Origin of the sequence: Kitasatospora dryopteridis (genome assembly GCF_050749075.1) — a bacterium.
Lineage (GTDB): Bacteria > Actinomycetota > Actinomycetes > Streptomycetales > Streptomycetaceae > Kitasatospora.
On sequence record NZ_CP192749.1, the window covers coordinates 3119469 to 3140194 of the forward strand.

19 protein-coding genes are annotated in these 20726 nt (G+C 69.5%); 8 read left to right on the forward strand and 11 right to left on the reverse strand.

What is annotated here, in order from left to right; all coding sequences use genetic code 11:
* Positions 1-48: 48 nt before the first annotated feature.
* Positions 49-837, reverse strand: coding sequence for an ABC transporter ATP-binding protein (locus tag ACQ614_RS14065; RefSeq protein WP_431678910.1), 789 nt, complete (start codon positions 835-837; stop codon positions 49-51).
* 250 nt (positions 838-1087) lie between these two features.
* On the reverse strand, positions 1088-1645 hold the full coding sequence (gene ssuE / locus ACQ614_RS14070) for an NADPH-dependent FMN reductase (RefSeq protein ID WP_363498884.1): 558 nt from the start codon (positions 1643-1645) through the stop codon (positions 1088-1090).
* Between the two features lie 378 nt (positions 1646-2023).
* On the opposite strand from ssuE, the gene ACQ614_RS14075 reads away from it, so the two are divergent.
* From ACQ614_RS14075 to ACQ614_RS14085, 3 genes are all read left to right on the forward strand, one after another.
* Entirely contained in the window at positions 2024-2470 is a 447-nt protein-coding gene (locus ACQ614_RS14075) for a hypothetical protein (protein ID WP_431678911.1), read from the forward strand.
* The gene (locus tag ACQ614_RS14080; protein ID WP_431678912.1) at positions 2434-3402 is read left to right on the forward strand and encodes an LCP family protein; all 969 of its coding nucleotides are present in this window, start codon (positions 2434-2436) and stop codon (positions 3400-3402) included. The genes ACQ614_RS14075 and ACQ614_RS14080 overlap by 37 nt, the downstream gene beginning before the upstream one ends.
* Positions 3403-3519: 117 nt before the next feature.
* Positions 3520-4017, forward strand: coding sequence for a hypothetical protein (locus ACQ614_RS14085; RefSeq protein ID WP_431678913.1), 498 nt, complete (start codon positions 3520-3522; stop codon positions 4015-4017).
* A gap of 20 nt (positions 4018-4037) precedes the next feature.
* Here the strand turns inward: ACQ614_RS14085 and ACQ614_RS14090 are convergent, their stop codons facing one another.
* A complete protein-coding gene (locus ACQ614_RS14090) occupies positions 4038-5201 on the reverse strand; it encodes an acyl-CoA dehydrogenase family protein (protein ID WP_431678915.1) in 1164 nt (387 codons plus the stop codon).
* 118 nt (positions 5202-5319) lie between these two features.
* The gene (locus tag ACQ614_RS14095; RefSeq protein WP_431678916.1) at positions 5320-6321 is read right to left on the reverse strand and encodes an LCP family protein; all 1002 of its coding nucleotides are present in this window, start codon (positions 6319-6321) and stop codon (positions 5320-5322) included.
* A gap of 297 nt (positions 6322-6618) precedes the next feature.
* Here ACQ614_RS14095 and ACQ614_RS14100 point away from each other — a divergent pair, with 297 nt between their 5' ends.
* Both ACQ614_RS14100 and ACQ614_RS14105 read left to right on the forward strand, forming a co-directional pair.
* Positions 6619-7962, forward strand: coding sequence for a UDP-glucose dehydrogenase family protein (locus ACQ614_RS14100; RefSeq protein WP_363500454.1), 1344 nt, complete (start codon positions 6619-6621; stop codon positions 7960-7962).
* A 28-nt stretch (positions 7963-7990) separates the two neighbouring features.
* Positions 7991-8398 (forward strand): CoA-binding protein, encoded by a 408-nt coding sequence (locus ACQ614_RS14105; protein ID WP_431678918.1) that lies wholly within the window; start codon positions 7991-7993, stop codon positions 8396-8398.
* Between the two features lie 22 nt (positions 8399-8420).
* Here the strand turns inward: ACQ614_RS14105 and ACQ614_RS14110 are convergent, their stop codons facing one another.
* The 4 genes from ACQ614_RS14110 to ACQ614_RS14125 are packed head-to-tail and all read right to left on the reverse strand — an operon-like array spanning position 8421 to position 12130.
* The gene (locus tag ACQ614_RS14110; RefSeq protein WP_431678920.1) at positions 8421-9251 is read right to left on the reverse strand and encodes a MerR family transcriptional regulator; all 831 of its coding nucleotides are present in this window, start codon (positions 9249-9251) and stop codon (positions 8421-8423) included.
* A gap of 25 nt (positions 9252-9276) precedes the next feature.
* Entirely contained in the window at positions 9277-10473 is a 1197-nt protein-coding gene (locus ACQ614_RS14115; protein ID WP_431678921.1) for a dipeptidase, read from the reverse strand.
* A 50-nt stretch (positions 10474-10523) separates the two neighbouring features.
* Positions 10524-11042: a 5-(carboxyamino)imidazole ribonucleotide mutase gene (gene purE, locus ACQ614_RS14120; RefSeq protein ID WP_431678923.1), complete on the reverse strand. Its 519-nt coding sequence runs from the start codon at positions 11040-11042 to the stop codon at positions 10524-10526.
* Entirely contained in the window at positions 11039-12130 is a 1092-nt protein-coding gene (locus ACQ614_RS14125; RefSeq protein WP_431683919.1) for a 5-(carboxyamino)imidazole ribonucleotide synthase, read from the reverse strand. The genes purE and ACQ614_RS14125 overlap by 4 nt, the downstream gene beginning before the upstream one ends.
* 278 nt (positions 12131-12408) lie before the next feature.
* Here ACQ614_RS14125 and ACQ614_RS14130 point away from each other — a divergent pair, with 278 nt between their 5' ends.
* The gene (locus ACQ614_RS14130) at positions 12409-12933 is read left to right on the forward strand and encodes a GtrA family protein (RefSeq protein ID WP_431678925.1); all 525 of its coding nucleotides are present in this window, start codon (positions 12409-12411) and stop codon (positions 12931-12933) included.
* Positions 12934-12947: 14 nt separating this feature from the next.
* On the opposite strand, the gene ACQ614_RS14135 is transcribed toward ACQ614_RS14130, so the two are convergent.
* Together ACQ614_RS14135 and ACQ614_RS14140 are read right to left on the reverse strand one after the other, a co-directional pair.
* Positions 12948-14198: an ATP-binding protein gene (locus ACQ614_RS14135; protein ID WP_431678926.1), complete on the reverse strand. Its 1251-nt coding sequence runs from the start codon at positions 14196-14198 to the stop codon at positions 12948-12950.
* A gap of 61 nt (positions 14199-14259) precedes the next feature.
* Entirely contained in the window at positions 14260-14934 is a 675-nt protein-coding gene (locus tag ACQ614_RS14140) for a response regulator transcription factor (protein WP_363500478.1), read from the reverse strand.
* A gap of 330 nt (positions 14935-15264) precedes the next feature.
* Here ACQ614_RS14140 and ACQ614_RS14145 point away from each other — a divergent pair, with 330 nt between their 5' ends.
* Positions 15265-16770, forward strand: a complete 1506-nt coding sequence (locus ACQ614_RS14145) for a peptide MFS transporter (RefSeq protein ID WP_431678927.1) — start codon at positions 15265-15267, stop codon at positions 16768-16770.
* A gap of 248 nt (positions 16771-17018) precedes the next feature.
* Here ACQ614_RS14145 and hutI read toward each other — a convergent pair whose 3' ends face one another.
* Complete coding sequence (gene hutI / locus ACQ614_RS14150) at positions 17019-18092, reverse strand: imidazolonepropionase (protein ID WP_431683920.1); 1074 nt, start codon at positions 18090-18092, stop codon at positions 17019-17021.
* Between hutI and ACQ614_RS14155 the strand changes: the two genes are divergently transcribed.
* A complete protein-coding gene (locus ACQ614_RS14155) occupies positions 17979-20651 on the forward strand; it encodes a hypothetical protein (RefSeq protein WP_431678928.1) in 2673 nt (890 codons plus the stop codon). The two genes, hutI and ACQ614_RS14155, sit on opposite strands and share 114 nt — an antisense overlap.
* The last annotated feature ends 75 nt before the right edge of the window (positions 20652-20726 follow it).

The following is a 20726-nucleotide window of genomic DNA, read 5'->3' on the forward strand; positions in this document are numbered from 1 at the left end:
AGAAGCTCCGTAGGGAGGTCTTGAGCATCATCGGTGTCGGCCCCCGGCTCAGCTGGTGCGCTTGCCGTCGAAGCGGCGCATGCGCTCGAGGACGGAATCGGCGGTCGGGGCCTGCATCTCGTCGACGATCCGGCCGTCGGCGAGGAAGAGCACGCGGTCCGCGTAGCCGGCGGCGACCGGGTCGTGGGTGACCATGACGATGGTCTGGCCCAGCTCGTCGACCGAGCGGCGCAGGAAGGTGAGCACCTCGGCGCCGGAGCGGGAGTCGAGGTTGCCGGTGGGCTCGTCACCGAAGATGATCTCGGGGCGGGCGGCGAGGGCGCGGGCGACCGCGACGCGCTGCTGCTGGCCGCCGGAGAGCTGGGTCGGCCGGTGCTTGAGGCGCTCGGCGAGGCCGACCGTCTCGATGACCTGGTCGAGCCAGGCGGTATCGGGCTTGCGGCCGGCGATGTCCATCGGCAGCGTGATGTTCTCCAGCGCGTTCAGCGTGGGGAGCAGGTTGAACGCCTGGAAGATGAAGCCGATCTTGTCCCGGCGGAGCCGGGTGAGCTGCTTGTCCTTGAGGCCGGTGATCTCGGCGTCGCCGATCCAGATGTGCCCCTCGCTGACCGTGTCCAGGCCGGCCAGGCAGTGCATCAGGGTCGACTTGCCGGAGCCCGACGGGCCCATGATCGCGGTGAACCGCCCGCGGTGGATGTCCACGTCGACGGCGTCGAGGGCCGTGACCCGGGTCTCCCCGGCGCCGTAGGCCTTGGTCACCTGGCGTGCGGACGCGGCAACGTCGCCCTGCCCGCCGGGCAGCTGGTGGTCATGCACGGCTTTGGCTGCCGTCGTCACTGGGATCTCCTCGGTACGTCGTCCACCCGTCGCCCCACAGCCTCGCTGCTGCCACCCGTCCTGCGACATGGTGCAGACAGCCGTCTTGATGGTGGGGCCAGCACCACCCCCGTATGGGTGCGGGCTGTAGGAACCACGTTAGGAGCGGGCGGTGGCCGTCTCGTCCTCCGCCGGGAGGAAGCGGGTTGACCGGGAGATGTACGGGGTGCGGCCCGCCTCCCCCTAGGGGACCGCACCCCTGGTACCAGGGTCAGCCGGCGACCGCGGCGAACTCCCCTGTCCGGACCAGTGCCGAGGCGAAGGTGTCGACCACCGGGCCGAGCAGCACGTCGGTCTCCCGCTCGATCTCGGTGGTGCCGTCCTCGCGCACGGACACGTGCCGGTCGAGGACGAACCAGCCCTGGGTGATGTGGGCGGCCCCCATCGAGCTGAGCACCGGGCGCAGCGCGTAGTCGACGGCGAGGACGTGGGCGGTGGAGCCGCCGGTGGCGAGCGGCAGCACCGCCTTGCCGCGCAGCGCGTACTGCGGGAGCAGGTCGAGGAGGGTCTTGAGCAACCCGGAGTAGGCGGCCTTGTAGACGGGGGTGCCGATGACGATGCCGTCGGCCTCGGCGAAGAGCTCGATCGCGCGGGCGATCTCCGGGTGGGAGGTGTCGGCGGAGAGCAGGGCCTCGGCGGGCAGGGCACGGGCCTCGAAGGGCACCACGTCGTGGCCGTGGGCGGCGAGCCGGGCGTCGACGTGGCGCAGCAGCCGCGTGGTGCGGGAGGTGCGGGAGGGGGAGCCGGAGACGGACAGGACGGTGGCCATGGGTTCACCTCGGGTCGTGGCGGGCCGCTCGGGCGGGGTCGGGGCCCGGAGAGACACGTGAAATGCGTGGAAGCGGTGCAACGCGGCGCGCACCGCCGTGGGGCGGTGCGGTGCGGGGGATGCGGGATGCGGGCGAGCGGTCAGCCACGACACAGCGAGCGGGCCACACGCAGCAGGTCGACGTGCCGCCGACGCGTGAGAATCCATCGCTGTTCCATGCCGATGATGCAAGCACGGGCCGTTTCGGCCGGTCAAGGTTGGTTCCAGCAGGTGAACATTCCGCTGATACGTCCGTGCCGTGCATCAAATCGGATACAAGGGGCTCCCGGACGGGGGCCGGACAACTGCACCGTGCCGGTTTCGGGCATCCTCTCCCACATGAACACGTGGCAGGAGGACCGCCCGGGGGGCGGGGGCGCGTACGGTCAGGGCAACGGCGGGTACCGCCAGGGCGGTGCGGCTGCCGAGCCGCCGCTGCCGCCGGAGCTCAACCCGCGCGGCGCCGGTGCGGGCACGCCGGGCGGCGCCCAGGGCGGCCGGGGGGCGTACGGGGGTGCCACCGTCCCGCCGCAGCAGGGCTACGGTCAGCCGCAGCAGGGCCACGGCCAGGCCCAGCCTCCGCAGGGCCACGGCCAGGCCCAGCCTCCGCAGGGCCACGGCCAGGCGCAGCAGCCGGCCCCGGCCGGCCGGCGGATCCGGCGGGCCCGGGCGGCCCCGGTGGCCCCGGCGGTCCGAGACCTGCTGTGCCCGCGACGCCGTCGAGCTGGCCGCGCAGCCGGAAGATCAAGGTGGGTGCGCTGGCCCTGGTCGGTGCGCTGCTGGTGACCGGCATCGGCACCTACGTGTGGGCCGACTCCAAGCTCAACCACGAGAACGTGCTGGCCTCGTACGAGGGCCGCCCGCCGACCGGCGAGGGCACCAACTGGCTGATCGTCGGCTCGGACAGCCGACAGGGCCTGTCGGACGCGGACGAGGACGCGCTGCACACCGGCTCCGCGCAGGGCAAGCGCAGCGACTCGATGATGCTGCTGCACATCGGCGACAACGGGAACACCCTGATGTCGATCCCGCGCGACTCCTGGGTGACGATCCCCGCGCACCAGGACACCAGTGGCAGCGGCAAGAAGATCCCGGAGGCCACGTCGAAGATCAACGCGGCCTTCGCCCGCGGCGGCGGCCGGCTCCTGGTGCAGACCGTGGAGTTCAACACGGGTGTGCACATCGACCACTACGCGGAGATCGGCTTCGCCGGCTTCGTCGGGATCGTCGACTCGGTCGGCGGTGTGGACATGTGCATCGAGAAGGACGTGAAGGACCGGGACTCCGGCCTGGACCTGAAGGCGGGCTGCCAGACGCTGAGCGGCAAGGAGTCGCTCGCGTTCGTCCGCCAGCGGCACCAGATGGCCGACCAGGACCTCGGCCGGATGCGCAACCAGCAGAAGTTCCTGAGCGCGCTGGCGAGCCAGGCGGCCTCCCCGGTGACGCTGCTCAACCCGTTCACCTTCTACCCGATGGTGAGCTCGGGCCTGGGCACGCTGATCGTGGACGAGGACGCGGGCCTGACCGACCTGGGCTCGCTGTTCCTGGCGATGAAGGGCGTCTCCGGCGGCGACGGCAAGAGCATCACGGTGCCGATCGGCAACCCGGACTTCCGCACCCCGACCGGCGAGTCGGCGGTGAAGTGGGACGCGGCCAAGTCCAAGCAGGTCTTCGACGCGTTCAAGAACGACACCCCGGTGCCGGACCTGAAGAAGTAGCCGGGCCGGGAGCGCCGCAGGCGCGTGCGCGGGGCCGCGCGCCGTCCACCGGACGGTGCGCGGCCCCGCGCGCCGGTTTCCGGCACGCTGTGCGTCCGCTCCGTCACAATGTGCCGCATGTCTCTGGTGACGTCCCTGATCTACCGCCGCCGCCGTCCGCTGCTGGGCCGCCTCGTCCAGGAGGTCCTCGCGCTGTACGGGATGGAGGTGCCGGCCGCGGTCGAGATCGGGCCGGGGCTGAAGGTCTTCCACCGCGGCTTCGGCACCGTGCTGCACCCGTACACCACGATCGGCGCCGATGTGACGCTGTACAACGGGGTCACCGTCGGCCGGGCCGACCCGTGGGTGCCGCAGGAGCGGAGCGCGATGCGGCGGGTGGTGCTGGAGGACGGCGTGGTGGTCTGCGCCGGCGCGAAGATCGTCTGCAAGGAGGGCGTGCTGACGGTCGGCGCGGGGACGATCGTCGGGGCGAACGCGGTGCTGACCCGCTCCACCGGGCGGGGCGAGGTCTGGGCGGGCATCCCGGCCCGGTGCATCGGCCTGCGGGAGGAGCCCCGCACGCACGGGGCCCCCGGCCGGGCGAGCGGCTCGCTCGCCCCGCGGGGGGCCTCCTGAGGCTTGGCGCAGCTCGCGGGTTACGGGAGGTTGCGGGCCATGACGATGCGCTGGACCTGGTTGGTGCCCTCGTAGATCTGGGTGATCTTGGCGTCGCGCATCATCCGCTCGACCGGGTAGTCGCGGGTGTAGCCGTAGCCGCCGAGGAGCTGGACGGCGTCGGTGGTGATCTCCATCGCGGCGTCGGAGGCGAAGCACTTGGCGGCGGCGCCGAAGAAGGTCAGGTCGGCGTCGGTGCGCTGGGACTTCGCGGCGGCGGCGTAGGTGAGCTGGCGGGCCGCCTCCAGCTTCATCGCCATGTCGGCGAGCATGAACTGGATGCCCTGGAACTCGGCGATGGCCCTGCCGAACTGCTTGCGCTCCTGGACGTAGCCCTTGGCGTAGTCGAGGGCGCCCTGGGCGATGCCGATGGCCTGCGCGGCGATGGTGACCCGGGTGTGGTCGAGGGTCTTCATCGCGGTGGCGAAGCCGGTGCCCTCGGCGCCGATCATCCGGTCGGCGGGGATCCGCACGTTGTCGAAGTAGACCTCGCGGGTCGGCGAGCCCTTGATGCCGAGCTTCTTCTCCGGGGCGCCGAAGGACACGCCCTCGTCGCCCTTCTCGACCACGAACGCGGAGATGCCCTTGGAGCGCAGCGCCGGGTCGGTGACCGCCATGACGGTGTAGAACTCGGACACGCCGGCGTTGGTGATCCACCGCTTGACGCCGTTGAGCACCCAGAAGTCGCCGTCGCGGACCGCGCGGGTCTTCATGCCGGCCGCGTCCGAGCCGGCCTCCGGCTCGGACAGGCAGTAGGAGAACATGCCCTCGCCGCGGGCGAGCGCGCCCAGGTACTTGGCCTTCAGCTCCTCCGAGCCGGACAGCTGGACGGGCAGCGAGCCGAGCTTGTTCACCGCGGGGATCAGCGAGGACGAGGCGCAGACCCGGGCGACCTCCTCGATCACGATCACGGTGGCCAGCGCGTCCGCGCCCGCGCCGCCGTACTCCTCCGGCACGTGCACCGCGTGCAGGTCGTTGCCCTGCAGCGCCTCCAGCGCCTCGTGCGGGAACCGGCCCTGCTCGTCGACCTCGGCCGCGAACGGGGCGATCTTCGCCTCGGCCAGCGACCGCACCGCGTCACGGAGCATGTCGTGCTCCTCGGTCAAGCGGAAGAGGTCGAAATCCGCTCCGGAGTTGCCCGCCATGTGTCTCGCCCCTCGAGTTGTTAGTTACCGTTAAGTAGCAAGTGGTACTCCTCATTCTAGGCGCGTTGCACAATCTCCCGGCAGGGTGACATGCACAACAGGACGTGCGGCGGGGCCGTCAGCGCACGCTGTCGCCCAGGGTGTCGCTGGTGGTGCGGTGCTCGGCCAGGTACTGGTCCATCCGGTCGTTGCGCACGGCCTCCCAGAGCGTGGTGGCGGCGGCCCGGTCGAGCAGCACCACGGACTGGCCGTCCACCGTGTCGAAGCCGCCGAAGGGCGCGTTCATGAAGCGCACGCCGTCCGGGCGCAACCCGCGCAGGCTCCAGGCGAGGTCGTAGAGGTCGGTGTTGCTGAGCCGGTCGTCCACGCTGACCACGTCGCCGACCGCCTGCAGCAGGCCGGTGAGCCGGGCGGGGCTGCCGAGCGTGCCGGCGTCCATGGTCTGGATCATCAGCGCGCGCAGGAAGTTCTGCTGGCGCTTGCTGCGGTCCAGGTCGCCGTTGGGCAGGCCGTACCGCTCGCGGACGTACAGCAGCGCCTGCTCGCCGCTCATGTGGTGGGTGCCGGCGTCCCACTGGCGGGCCTCGCCGCGGCCCTCGATGGTCTGCGGGATGGTGATGTCGACGCCGCCGACCGCGTCGGTGAGCGCCCGGAAGCCGTTCCAGTCGATCACCGCGATGTGGTCGACCTTGATGCCGGTGAGGTTCTGCACCGTCTCCACCATCAGCGCCGGGCCGCCCCAGGAGTACGCCGCGTTGATCTTCGACTTCCCGTGGCCGGGCACCTCGACCAGGGTGTCCCGGGCGATGGAGATGATCGACGCGCCCTTCCGGTCCGCGGATATGTGCAGCAGCATCATCGTGTCGCTGCGCTGGGCGCCGGCCTTCCAGGCGGGGGCCTTGGCGCCCTTGCCGGTGGTGGCGGTGTCCGAGCGGGCGTCCAGGCCGACCAGCAGGAAGGTGGTGCCCGCGTTCGGGACGGCGGCGGGCTGCCGGTCGGCGGGCAGGGTGGGGAAGGCGCCGGGGATGCGCTCCACCGAGGAGGCGTAGTGGTCCACCGTCCAGTACGCGGCGCCCGCCCCGCCGAACAGCAGCGCCAGCAGGACGGCCAGCGTCCACACCAGGACCCGGCGGGTCCGCCGCCTGCGCCGGACCTCGCCCTCCCCGTCCCCGGGCCCGCCGCCGCCTTCGGCACCGCCCTCCTCCGCGTCGCCGGGCGCTCCCCCTCGGGTTCTTCGCGCTCCCTCGCTCCCATGCGCGCATTGTGCCGCCCGGCGCGCCCCCGCGGGCCCCGGTCGGCATTTCGGCAACCCGGCCGTTATCGACGGGCTCGACACGGCGCCGGGCCCGGATACCATCGGTGGCTGCGGCCGCCCGTACCCCGAGCGGCCCGGCAACCTGGACTGAAGGGGAAGCACGTGGCCCTCCGCATCACGGTGATCGGTACCGGCTACCTCGGCGCGACGCACGCCGCCTGCATGGCGGAGCTCGGCTTCGAGGTGCTCGGCCTGGACATCGACCCGGAGAAGATTGCGTCGCTGGCCGCCGGCCGGGTGCCGATGTACGAGCCGGGCCTGGCCGACCTGCTGGTCAAGCACGTCGCCGGCCACGAGGGCTCCAGCGGCCGGCTGCGCTTCACCGACTCCTGGGAGGAGGTCGCCGAGTTCGGCGACGTCCACTTCATCTGCACCAACACCCCGCAGAAGAAGGGCGAGTTCGCCGCCGACATGAGCTACGTCGACAGCGCGCTCGACTCGCTGGCGGTGCACCTGACCCGGCCGACCCTGGTCGTCGGCAAGTCGACCGTGCCGGTCGGCAGCGCGAACCGGCTGGCCGAGCGGCTCGCCGCCCTGGCCCCGGTCGGCGAGCAGGCCGAGCTGGCCTGGAACCCGGAGTTCCTGCGGGAGGGCTTCGCCGTCGGCGACACCCTGCACCCGGACCGCCTGGTGGTCGGCGTGCGCAGCGAGCGCGCCGAGCAGCTGCTGCGCGAGGTGTACGCGACGCCGATCTCCGAGGGCGTGCCCTTCGTGGTGACGGACTTCCCGACCGCCGAGCTGGTGAAGGCCGCGGCCAACTCCTTCCTCGCCACCAAGATCTCCTTCATCAACGCGATGGCCGAGGTCTGCGAGTCCGCCGGCGCCGACGTGGTGCAGCTGTCCAAGGCGCTCTCCTACGACGCCCGGATCGGCGGCAAGTTCCTCAACGCGGGCCTCGGCTTCGGCGGCGGCTGCCTGCCCAAGGACATCCGGGCGTTCATGGCGCGGGCCGGCGAGCTGGGCGCCGACCAGGCGCTGACCTTCCTCCGCGAGGTCGACTCGATCAACATGCGGCGCCGCTCCCGGATGGTCGAGCTCGCCCGCGAGCAGTGCGGCGGCGGCTTCCTGGGCCGCCGGGTGGCAGTCCTCGGCGCCGCGTTCAAGCCCAACTCGGACGACATCCGGGACTCCCCCGCACTGAACGTCGCCGGCCAGATCCAGCTCCAGGGTGCCCAGGTCACGGTGTACGACCCGAAGGCCATGGACAACGCCCGCAAGATGTTCCCCAGCCTGTCCTACGCGGCGTCCGCGCTGGAGGCCGTTCAGGGCGCCCACGTGGTGCTGCACCTGACGGAGTGGCAGGAGTTCCGCGAGCTGGACCCGGCGGAGGTCGGCGCGCTGGTCGCCGAGCGGCGCATCCTGGACGGCCGGAACGTGCTCGACGCCACCGCCTGGCGGGCCGCCGGTTGGACCTATCGGGGGATGGGCCGGCCGGGCGCGGAATGACCGCACCCGCCGGCCGGTTGTCCCCGGCATGACGTACGGAGACGACGCGACGGTCCGCAGGATCCTCCAGGAGTCGGGCGACACCTGGGCGGTGGTCGGCCTGTCCACCAACACCCGGCGGGCGGCGTACGGCGTCGCCCGCGTGCTGCAGCGGGCGGGCAAGCGGGTGGTGCCCGTCCACCCGAAGGCCGAGACGGTGCTCGGCGAGCAGGGCTACGCCGCGCTCGCCGACATCCCCTTCCCCGTCGACGTGGTCGACGTGTTCGTCAACTCCGGCCTGGCCGGCGAGGTCGCCGACCAGGCCGTCGAGGTGGGCGCCAAGGCGGTCTGGTTCCAGCTGGACGTGATCGACGAGGCCGCCTACGACCGCACCCGGGCCGCGGGGCTCGACATGGTCATGGACAAGTGCCCGGCCATCGAGCTGCCGCTGCTCTGAGCCCGGGGGCGTGAGGCACGCCCTACGCCACCGGCACCGCGATGTCGCAGACCGGGTCGCCCGCCGCGGCGGTGGCCCAGTCCGCGAAGTACACCTCGCGCGGGGAGGAGACGACCGTCCGCCCCTCGGCGTGCGCCCACTCGAAGACGGCGTCGTAGGCCGAGAGGATCTGCGGGTAGGCCACCTGCGCCTTGCTGATCGTGGTGTACGCCTCGCGGTGGGCCGGCTCGGTGCGGTGCGCGTGCGCCACCGATCCGGCGTGCGCCGGATCGATCGGCACACAGACCTCGACGGGGCCGTCGCTGTCCTCGTTGACCTCGCCGTGGTAGACCACGAACGGCGCCGCAGCCACCCCGCCGTAGGCCTTCGCGGCCTCGGCCAGCCGGTCGCAGGCCTGCGGAATCCACACCGGCAGGTCCTCCGGCCCGGCGTGCCGCTGCTCGGTGAGCACCAGCTGCTCCGGCACCTCGCGCTGCTCGATCCCGTACATGTCCAATCTCCCTTCGCCTCCCGACAGTCGGATGCGGAGGTGCGCCGCCAGCTCGCGCTGCGCCGCGACCCGGTGCTCCACGGACTCCCAGTACGCCGCCACCAGCCCGGCCGCCTCCGGCCCCGGCGCGGCCAGGACCTCGGCGACCGTGGTCAGCGGCATGTCGAGCCCGCGCAGCCGGACGATCAGCCGGGCCGCCGCCAGCCGGCTCTCCCGGTAGTACCGGTAGCCGGTGACCGGGTCGACCCGGTCGGGCGGCAGCAGCCCCTGCCGGTCGTACAGCCGCAGCGCCTTCGGCGAGAGCCGGGCGCGGCGGGCGAACGCCCCGATGGCGAGCAGTTCGTCGTCCTCCACGTCCCCCACGCTCCCGTCTGCCCCAGGGGCAAGGTCAACCCCGGCCGTCCAGCAGCTCCACGGTGGCGATGGACGGGCGGCGGACGGCCTGCAGGCGGCGGGCGACCGACTCGGCCTCGCGCAGCACCCGGACCGCGTTGTGCCAGGTCAGCTTGCCGAGGTCGGCCTCGGACCAACCGCGGCCGAGCAGTTCGGCGACCAGGTTCGGGTAGCCGGCCACGTCGTCCAGCCCCGACGGGACGAAGGCGGTGCCGTCGTAGTCGCCGCCGATGCCGATGTGGTCGATGCCGGCGACCTCGCGCATGTGGTCGAGGTGGTCGGCGACGGTGGCCGGGGTGGCGACCGGGCGCGGGTGCGCCGCCTCGTACGCGCGCTGGCAGTCCATCGCCGCGGGCGTCGTCTCCAGCGGGTGGAAGCCGTGGGTGCGCATGTTCTCGTCCGCCGCCAGGGTCCACTCGATGGCCGCGGGCAGCACGAACTTCGGGACGAAGGTCGCCATCGCCAGGCCGCCGTTGGCCGCCAGCGCGGCCAGCACGTCGTCCGGGACGTTGCGCGGGTGGTCGCAGACGGCGCGCGCGGAGGAGTGCGAGAAGATCACCGGCGCCTCGGAGACCCGGAGCGCCGCCCGCATGGTGTCGGCGGAGGTGTGCGAGAGGTCGACCAGCATGCCCAGCCGGTTCATCTCCCGGACGACCTCCTCGCCGAAGGCGGTCAGCCCGCCCGCGGCCGGCTCGTCGGTCGCCGAGTCCGCCCACGGCACGTTGTCGTTGTGGGTGAGCGTCAGGTACCGCACACCCAGGGCGTGCAGGGCACGCAGGGTGGCCAGCGAGCAGTCGATCGAGTGGCCGCCCTCGGCGCCCATCAGCGAGGCGATCCGGCCCTCGGCGCGGGCCGCCTCCATGTCGTCCGCGGTCAGCGCCGTGCGCAGCACGTCCGGGTAGCGCGCCGTCAGGGCGTGCACGAAGTCGATCTGCTCCAGGGTGGCGCTGACCGCCCGGTCGCCCGCGAGGTCGCTGCGCACGTAGACCGACCAGAACTGCGCGCCGACCCCGCCGGCGCGCAGCCGGCCGAGGTCGGTGTGCAGGCGGGCACTCTGGTCCACCGCCAGGTCGACGGCGTCCAGGTCGTATCCGACCTGGGAGCGCATCGCCCAGGGGAGGTCGTTGTGCCCGTCCACCACGGGGGTGTCGCGGAGCACGGCGCGGGCGCGGTCGAGCAGTTCAGGGGTCATGACCCCGTTCTACCCCAGCGGCCGCGCCCGCCCCGGGCTCACCCGGCGGCTCAGCCCTGGTTGCCGGCGACCCGGGCGCGGAGCTTCTTGCCCTTCTCGGTGGCCTGGGCGTTCAGCTCGGCCTGGAAGTCCACCATGCGCTCGGCGAGGTCCCGGTCGAAGGCGGCCAGCATCCGGACGGCCAGCAGGCCGGCGTTGCGGGCGCCGGCGATGGACACGGTGGCCACCGGCACGCCCGCGGGCATCTGCACGATGGACATCAGGCTGTCCATGCCGTCCAGGTACTTCAGCGGCACCGGGACGCCGATCACCGGCAGCGGGGTGACCGAGGCCAGCATGCCGGGCAGGTGCGCGGCGCCGCCGGCGCCGGCGATGATCGCCTTCAGGCCGCGGGCGTGCGCCTGCTCGCCGTAGGCCACCATCTCGCGCGGCATCCGGTGCGCGGAGACCACGTCCACCTCGTAGGGGACCTCGAACTCGTCGAGGGCCTGCGCGGCGGCCTCCATCACGGGCCAGTCGGAGTCCGATCCCATGACGATGCCGACGACGGGGGCCTCGGGGGTGCTCATTCGGTGATCGTTCCTCGCAGGTAGGCGGCCGCGTGACGGGCGCGCTCGCGGACGTCGTCGAGGTCGTCCCCGACGACGTTGACGTGGCCGACCTTGCGGCCCGGCTTCACGTCCTTGCCGTACATGTGGATCTTGAGGCCGGGGTCGCGGGCCATGCAGTGCAGGAAGGCGTGGTACATGTCCGGGTAGTCGCCGCCGAGCACGTTGACCATGACCGTCCACGGGGCGCGCGGGCGCGGGTCGCCGAGCGGCAGGTCGAGGACGGCCCGCAGGTGGTTCTCGAACTGCGAGGTGACCGAGCCGTCCTGGGACCAGTGGCCGGAGTTGTGCGGGCGCATCGCCAGTTCGTTGACCAGGATGCGGCCGTCGCGGGTCTGGAACAGCTCCACCGCGAGGTGGCCGGTGATGTCCAGGTCGCCGGCGATCCGCAGCGCGAGCTGCTGGGCCTCGGCGGCGAGCTGCGGGTCGAGGTCCGGCGCGGGCGCGGTCACCTCGGCGCAGACGCCGTTCTCCTGGATGCTCTCCACCACCGGGTAGGCGACCGCCTGGCCGCTGGGCGAGCGGACCACGTTCGCGGCCAGCTCGCGCTCGAAGTCGACCTTCTCCTCGGCCAGCACCGGCACGCCGGCCAGGAAGGGCGCCGCCGCCTCGGCCTCGTCGGCGACCACCCAGACGCCCTTGCCGTCGTAGCCGCCGCGGACGGTCTTCAGGACCACCGGGTAGCCGGAGCCCTCCGCCGCGAAGGCGGTGACGTCGGCCGGGTCGGCCACGATCCGGTGGCGCGGGCAGGGCACGCCGATCGAGTCCAGCTTCGCCCGCATCACACCCTTGTCCTGGGCGTTGACCAGGGCGTCCGGGCCCGGGCGGACGGCGATGCCGTCGGCCTGCAGCGCCCGCAGGTGCTCGGTCGGCACGTGCTCGTGGTCGAAGGTGATCACGTCGCAGCCGGCCGCGAAGCGCCGCAGCGTCTCCAGGTCCCGGTAGTCGCCGAGGACCACGTCGGAGACCACCTGTGCCGCCGAGTCCTGAGGGGTGTCGGCGAGGAGCTTGAAGCGGATGCCGAGGGGGATGCCGGCCTGGTGCGCCATGCGCGCCAGCTGCCCGCCACCGATCACGCCGACCACCGGAAATTTTGCGTTGCCCGCGAAAGTCACGCTGCCCAGGATATCCGGGCCGGTCGGAGCCGGTGCACAGGCGGTTGCCCGGGGTGCGGGAGCGGCGGCGGGCGCCGATGGGGCCGGTGGGAGCGAGTAGCCTGGTGGCCCGGGCCTTCGCCACGCACGTGCGTACACGAGGCGCCCATTCGCGCTGCGCCCGCGCGGGCACCCTGCCGTCCTGTCGGTACGCCACTCAGGAGACACCCCGGATGACCACGACCACCGCGACCAAGCCGCCGTTGCTGCAGCGCCTCCGCGGCATGTCCGACGAGGTGATCAAGTTCGGCCTCGTCGGGCTGAGCGGTGTCGCCGTCAACTTCGTCGTCTTCTGGATCTGCATCAACGGCCTCGGCCTGGCCTCGCTGCGCTCCAACGTCGCCGCGACCCTGGTGGCCATCACCACCAACTACCTCGGCTACCGGTACTGGCTGTACAAGGACCGCGACGCGGCCTCCCGCAAGCGCGAGATCACGCTGTTCCTGCTGTTCAGCGGCGCCGGCATGCTGATCGAGACCGGCGTGCTCGGCTTCTCGGTGTACGTGCTCGGCCTGACCACGCACGTGGAGCAGCTGGTCGCCAAGGTGGCCGGCCTGGCGGTCGGCACGGTGTTCCGCTTCGTCTCGTACCGCACCTGGGTGTTCAAGGCGATGCCGGAGCTGGCCGAGCCGGAGCCCGAGGTGGTCACCGAGGCCGAACTGCTGCTGGCGGCCGAGGAACCCCACTACGTGAAGTAGCCCCGGGGCCGGCTTCACGCAGGATCGTCGCTGCGGCCGCTGCCCAGGAAGAGGGCGAAGACCGGGGGCTTCAGGGAGAGCAGTTCCAGGCGGGCGCCGTCGGCCTCGGCGAGGTCGCGGGCGACGGCCAGGCCGATTCCGGTGGAGTTGCGGCCGCTGACCGCCCGTTCGAAGACGCGGTTGCCGAGCTCCCGCGGGACGCCCGGCCCCTCGTCCTGGACCTCGGCGACGACCGAGGAGCCGGTGCGCCGGACCCGCAGCGTGATGTCGCCGGCGCCGTGCATCAGCGAGTTCTCGATCAGGGTGGCCATCACCTGGGCGACCGTGCCGGGCGTGCCCAGCACGGTGGTGCCGCGCAGGCCCTCCATCAGCAGCTGCCGGCCGCTCGCCCGCAGCGTTGCACTCCACTCCTCGGCCTGCTGCTTGAGCACGTCGTCGAGTTCGAAGGTGACGGCGGTCGGGCTGGCCGGGTCGCGCTGGTTGGTGAGGAGTCGCTGGACGACGTCGGTGAGGCGCTCGACCTGCTGGAGGGCGATGGTCGCCTCCTCCTTGACGGTGTCCGGATCCTCGGCGAGTGCGGTGATCTCCTCCAGCCGCATGGAGAGTGCGGTGAGCGGGGTGCGGAGCTGGTGCGAGGCGTCGGCCGCGAGCCGGCGCTCGGCGGTGAGCATCCGGGCGATCCGGACGGCGCTGACGTCGAGCACCTCGGCGATCCGGTCGAGCTCGGGGACGCCGTAGCGGCGCTCGCGCGGACGCGGGTCCCCGGAGCCCAGCCGCTCGGCGGTCTCGGCGAGTTCGGTGAGCGGCCGGGCGAGGCGCTTGGCCTGCCAGACCGCGAGGGCCACCGCGGCCTGGACGGCGAGCAGCGCGACCACGCCGAGCAGCAGCAGCATGTTGCCGATCTCGTGGTCGACGGCCTCGCGGGACTGCTGCACGGTGACCTTCTCGCCGCTGGCGCCCTCCTCGGTGGCGCTGATCGCCGGGCCGTCGACCGGCAGGCCGGCCGCGATGAGCGGCTGGCCGGGGATGTCGACGGTGACGAACGAGCCGTCGGTGACCTGGGCGGCGAACTTCTCCCCGGTGACCGGCTCGCCCGCGGCCAGCCGGCTCTCGACCAGGCCGAGGACGCGGACGGCGGCGGCGTCGACCCGGTCCTCGGCCGCGTTGACGATGCTCTGCTTCTCGATGAGCGCCAGCGGGACGCAGAACACCGCGACCACCACCAGGACGACGCCCAGCAGCGAGTTGATCATTCTGCGCTTCACGCCGGGGAACGCCTTCGCTCGGTGGTTCTACGGTCGGGCGGCCGGGACGGGCCGCGCGGGGTCAGTTCTTCTCGAAGCGGAAGCCGACGCCGCGGACGGTGGCGATGTAGCGGGGGTTGGCCGCGTCGTCGCCGAGCTTCTTGCGCAGCCAGGAGATGTGCATGTCCAGCGTCTTGGTCGACGTCCACCAGGTGGTGTCCCAGACCTGGCGCATGATCTCCTCGCGGGTGACGACCCGGCCGGCGTCCCGCACCAGGACCCGGAGCAGCTCGAACTCCTTGGCGGAGAGGGTCAGCTCCTCCTCGCCGAGCCAGGCGCGGTGCGACTCGATGTCGATCTTGACGCCGTGGGCGCCGGTGGTGAGCTGGTCGACGTTGCCGCGGCGGAGCAGCGCCCGGACGCGGGCGAGCAGTTCGGCCAGCCGGAAGGGCTTGGTGACGTAGTCGTCGGCGCCGGCGTCGAGGCCGACCACCGTGTCCACCTCGTCGGCGCGGGCGGTGAGCACCAGGACGGGGCAGCTGCGGCCGTCGGCGCGCAGCCGACGGCAGACCTCCAGTCCGTCCATCTCGGGCAGGCCCAGGTCGAGGACGATCAGGTCGACGTCCTCGGCGAGGCCCGCAGCCAGTGCGGCCGGACCGTCCTCGCGGACGAGCACCTCGTACCCCTCGCGACGGAGCGCGCGGGCCAGCGGTTCGGAGATTGCCGGGTCGTCCTCGGCCAGCAGCACACAGGTCATGGGGGTGATGGTAGTCCGCTCCGGTGATCACGAGGGGGCTGTGAACTACTTCACAGCAGCGTGATCGTTACCTTCCGGCCGCCATGTCCGCGTCGAGAACGGTTCCGGGGGCCAGGGTGCAGCAATTCTCAAGTTCGATCTTCGTTTCGAAGGAAGATTTCCCGAGTTACCATCGAATAGCACCTTGAAGAGTGCGGGGACTTTACTCGGACAATACCGACGCCTGTGGACTTGTCATCCGATGTCGTGTCATGGCACCCGTACAGTGGTCCGGTCCCCGTCTGCCAACACCCCCTCGGCGGACGAACACAGGCAAGGAACCCACCACACATGGCGACTACCACCCTGGACGCCGGCATCCGCCCGGCCCCTTCCAGTGGCAAGACCTTCTTCGGGCACCCCCGGGGGCTCGCCACCCTCTTCATGACCGAGATGTGGGAGCGATTCAGCTTCTACGGCATGCGTGCCCTGCTGGTGCTCTACATGACCGCCGCCACCACCGAGGGCGGCCTGGGCATGAAGATCGCCGTGGCCACGGCGGTCTACAGCGTCTACAACGCGATGGTGTACCTGCTCGCCCTGCCGGGCGGCTGGATCGCCGACCGCTTCCTCGGCGCCCGCAAGACCGTGGCGCTCGGCGGCACGATCATCATGATCGGCCACTTCCTGCTCGCCGTGCCCGCCTCGGCCTCGTTCTTCACCGGCCTCGGCTTCATCGCGCTCGGCTCCGGCCTGCTGAAGGCCAACATCTCGACGATGGTCGGCCACCTGTACGACGGCCCGAACGACCCCCGTCGCGACGGCGGCTTCACCATCTTCTACATGGGCATCAACCTCGGTGCCTTCGCCGCCCCGCTGGTCATCGGCACCGTCGGCCAGAGCGTCAACTGGCACCTGGGCTTCGCCCTCGCCGGCGTCGGCATGGCGCTGGGCCTCGGCCAGTTCCTGCTCGGCACCCGCCACCTGGCCTCCGCCAGCGACGTGGTCACCTCCCCGATGCCGGCCGACGAGAAGCGCGCGATCTTCCGCAAGGCCGCCCTGTGGCTGGCCGTCGCGGTCGTGTTCTACGCCGTCGTCGTGCTGAGCGGCCGCTTCACCATCGACTGGGCGATCTGGCCGCTGTCGATCGCGGGCATCGCCGCCCCGGTGTTCGTCTTCGCCCGGGTCAAGCGCGACAAGGACCTCGACGCCGCCGAGCAGTCCAAGATGAGCGGCTACATCTGGTTCTTCGTGGCCGCCGCCGTGTTCTGGATGATCTACGACCAGTCCGGCTCCACGCTGAGCGTCTTCGCCGACGACAGCACCGCCTCCACGCTGCTCGGGTTCAACTTCCCGTCCAGCTGGTTCCAGTCGCTGAACCCGCTCTACATCATGGCGCTGGCACCGGTCTTCGCCTGGCTGTGGGTGGCGCTCTCGCGCCGCGGCAAGAACCCCAGCACCACCATGAAGTTCGCCTTCGGCCTGCTGATGATCGGCGCGTCCTTCCTGGTCATGATGCTGGCGATGGCCGCCGCCGCGGGCGGCGTCAAGGTCACCCCGCTGTGGCTGGCGGTGGTCTACCTGGTCCAGACCGTCGGCGAGCTGACCCTCTCCCCGGTCGGCCTCTCGGTCACCACCAAGCTGGCCCCGGCCAAGTACGCCAGCCAGATGATGGGCGTCTGGTTCCTCGCCGTCACCGCCGGTGACTGCGTGGCAGCCATCATCCAGCTCGTCCTCGGCGACGCCACCGGCACCACCTGGTACTTCGCCCTGCAGGGCGTCGCAGCGATCGTCGCCGGCCTCGGCCTGGCGATGTACCGCAAGAAGGTCGTCCGCCTCATGGGCGACGTGCACTGACGCAGCGCCGCGCCCGACCCGGGCGTGCACTGCGGTGAAGCGGCCCGGCACGGAAACCCCGTGCCGGGCCGCTTCCGTACCCCGCCGACCGGCGGGGGAACGGGCCGCGGGAATCCCCCCGGACGGCGGTTGCCGGCGGCGGGGCGAACCGGAAAAACTGGTCCCACCCGGGCACAACCCGGTCATGAACGAGGGAGGGCGCGGATCGCGCCCTCCCTTCTGCGTGTCCGCCCGGCCCGGGCGCGGGCTCAGACCTCGCGCACGCCGTTCTGCCAGACCGCCGCGGTCAGCGGCACACCCGGCCGGTACGCCAGGTGCACGTGCGAGGGCGCGTCCAGCAGCAGCAGGTCGGCGCGGGCGCCCACCGTGACGGTGCCGACATCGGTCCGGCGCAGCGCCTTCGCACCCGTCGCCGTCGCCGCGTGCACGGCCTCGTCCGGGGTCATCCCCATCTCGCGGACGGCCACCGCGATGCAGAAGGCCATCGACGAGGTGAAGCTCGACCCGGGGTTGCAGTCCGTGGACAGCGCAACCGACGCGCCCGCGTCCAGCAGGCGGCGGGCGTCCGGGTAGGCGGCGCGGGTGGAGAACTCCGCGCCGGGGAGCAGGGTGGCGACGGTGTCCGAGTTCGCGAGCGCGGAGACGTCCTCGTCGGTCAGGTGGGTGCAGTGGTCGGCCGAGGCCGCACCCAGCTCCACCGCCAGCTGCACACCCGGGCCGTACGACAGCTGGTTGGCGTGCACCCGCGGCACCAGGCCGCGGGCCATGCCCGCGGTCAGCACCGCCCGCGCCTGGTCGCCGTCGAAGGCGCCGCGCTCGCAGAAGACGTCCACCCACTTGGCGTGCGGGGCGCACGCGTCCAGCATCTCGCCGGTCACCAGCGCGACGTAGCCGGCCGGGTCCTCGGCGAACTCCGGCGCGACCACGTGCGCACCCAGATAGGTGGTCTCCGGGGTGTGGGTCGCCGCGATCCGCAGCGACCGGGCCTCGTCCTCGACGGTCAGCCCGTAGCCGGACTTGCACTCGACGGTGGTGGTGCCCTGGCGCAGCGCCTCGCGGAAGAAGCGGGCGAGGTTGGCGTCGAGTTCGGCGTCGGAGGCGGCGCGGGTGGCCGCGACGGTCGTCCGGATGCCGCCGGCGGAGTACGCCTGGCCGGACATCCGGGCGTTGAACTCCGCGGTGCGGTCGCCGGCGAAGACCAGGTGCGAGTGGGAGTCGACGAAGCCCGGCAGCAGGGCGCGGCCGGCGGCGTCGAAGCGGTCGTCCGCGGCGGGGGCCGCCGCGGCCGGGCCGACCCAGGCGATCCGCCCGCCGTCCACCACGACGGCCGCGTTCTCCACCAGCCCCAGCGGACCCGAACCGAGTCTCTCTCTCTCTCTCTCTCTCTCTCTCTCTCTCTCTCTCTCTCTCTCTCTCTCTCTCTCTCTCTCTCTCTCTCTCTCTCTCTCTCTCTCTCTCTCTCTCTCTCTCTCTCTCTCTCTCTCTCTCTCTCTCTCTCTCTCTCTCTCTCTCTCTCTCTCTCTCTCTCTCTCTCTCTCTCTCTCTCTCTCTCTCTCTCTCTCTCTCTCTCTCTCTCTCTCTCTCTCTCTCTCTCTCTCTCTCTCTCTCTCTCTCTCTCTCTCTCTCTCTCTCTCTCTCTCTCTCTCTCTCTCTCTCTCTCTCTCTCTCTCTCTCTCTCTCTCTCTCTCTCTCTCTCTCTCTCTCTCTCTCTCTCTCTCTCTCTCTCTCTCTCTCTCTCTCTCTCTCTCTCTCTCTCTCTCTCTCTCTCTCTCTCTCTCTCTCTCTCTCTCTCTCTCTCTCTCTCTCTCTCTCTCTCTCTCTCTCTCTCTCTCTCTCTCTCTCTCTCTCTCTCTCTCTCTCTCTCTCTCTCTCTCTCTCTCTCTCTCTCTCTCTCTCTCTCTCTCTCTCTCTCTCTCTCTCTCTCTCTCTCTCTCTCTCTCTCTCTCTCTCTCTCTCTCTCTCTCTCTCTCTCTCTCTCTCTCTCTCTCTCTCTCTCTCTCTCTCTCTCTCTCTCTCTCTCTCTCTCTCTCTCTCTCTCTCTCTCTCTCTCTCTCTCTCTCTCTCTCTCTCTCTCTCTCTCCTCTCTCTCTCTCTCTCTCTCTCTCTCTCTCTCTCTCTCTCTCTCTCTCTCTCTCTCTCTCTCTCTCTCTCTCTCTCTCTCTCTCTCTCTCTCTCTCTCTCTCTCTCTCTCTCTCTCTCTCTCTCTCTCTCTCTCTCTCTCTCTCTCTCTCTCTCTCTCTCTCTCTCTCTCTCTCTCTCTCTCTCTCTCTCTCTCTCTCTCTCTCTCTCTCTCTCTCTCTCTCTCTCTCTCTCTCTCTCTCTCTCTCTCTCTCTCTCTCTCTCTCTCTCTCTCTCTCTCTCTCTCTCTCTCTCTCTCTCTCTCTCTCTCTCTCTCTCTCTCTCTCTCTCTCTCTCTCTCTCTCTCTCTCTCTCTCTCTCTCTCTCTCTCTCTCTCTCTCTCTCTCTCTCTCTCTCTCTCTCTCTCTCTCTCTCTCTCTCTCTCTCTCTCTCTCTCTCTCTCTCTCTCTCTCTCTCTCTCTCTCTCTCTCTCTCTCTCTCTCTCTCTCTCTCTCTCTCTCTCTCTCTCTCTCTCTCTCTCTCTCTCTCTCTCTCTCTCTCTCTCTCTCTCTCTCTCTCTCTCTCTCTCTCTCTCTCTCTCTCTCTCTCTCTCTCTCTCTCTCTCTCTCTCTCTCTCTCTCTCTCTCTCTCTCTCTCTCTCTCTCTCTCTCTCTCTCTCTCTCTCTCTCTCTCTCTCTCTCTCTCTCTCTCTCTCTCTCTCTCTCTCTCTCTCTCTCTCTCTCTCTCTCTCTCTCTCTCTCTCTCTCTCTCTCTCTCTCTCTCTCTCTCTCTCTCTCTTCTCTCTCTCTCTCTCTCTCTCTCTCTCTCTCTCTCTCTCTCTCTCTCTCTCTCTCTCTCTCTCTCTCTCTCTCTCTCTCTCTCTCTCTCTCTCTCTCTCTCTCTCTCTCTCTCTCTCTCTCTCTCTCTCTCTCTCTCTCTCTCTCTCTCTCTCTCTCTCTCTCTCTCTCTCTCTCTCTCTCTCTCTCTCTCTCTCTCTCTCTCTCTCTCTCTCTCTCTCTCTCTCTCTCTCTCTCTCTCTCTCTCTCTCTCTCTCTCTCTCTCTCTCTCTCTCTCTCTCTCTCTCTCTCTCTCTCTCTCTCTCTCTCTCTCTCTCTCTCTCTCTCTCTCTCTCTCTCTCTCTCTCTCTCTCTCTCTCTCTCTCTCTCTCTCTCTCTCTCTCTCTCTCTCTCTCTCTCTCTCTCTCTCTCTCTCTCTCTCTCTCTCTCTCTCTCTCTCTCTCTCTCTCTCTCTCTCTCTCTCTCTCTCTCTCTCTCTCTCTCTCTCTCTCTCTCTCTCTCTCTCTCTCTCTCTCTCTCTCTCTCTCTCTCTCTCTCTCTCTCTCTCTCTCTCTCTCTCTCTCTCTCTCTCTCTCTCTCTCTCTCTCTCTCTCTCTCTCTCTCTCTCTCTCTCTCTCTCTCTCTCTCTCTCTCTCTCTCTCTCTCTCTCTCTCTCTCTCTCTCTCTCTCTCTCTCTCTCTCTCTCTCTCTCTCTCTCTCTCTCTCTCTCTCTCTCTCTCTCTCTCTCTCTCTCTCTCTCTCTCTCTCTCTCTCTCTCTCTCTCCTCTCTCTCTCTCTCTCTCTCTCTCTCTCTCTCTCTCTCTCTCTCTCTCTCTCTCTCTCTCTCTCTCTCTCTCTCTCTCTCTCTCTCTCTCTCTCTCTCTCTCTCTCTCTCTCTCTCTCTCTCTCTCTCTCTCTCTCTCTCTCTCTCTCTCTCTCTCTCTCTCTCTCTCTCTCTCTCTCTCTCTCTCTCTCTCTCTCTCTCTCTCTCTCTCTCTCTCTCTCTCTCTCTCTCTCTCTCTCTCTCTCTCCCGGGGTCGTTGGTGACCAGGCTGCCGATGTCGGTGATGAGGGTGCTCAACGTTGTCCTTTCAAGATGGGGACGCCGATGGGGCGCGAGGT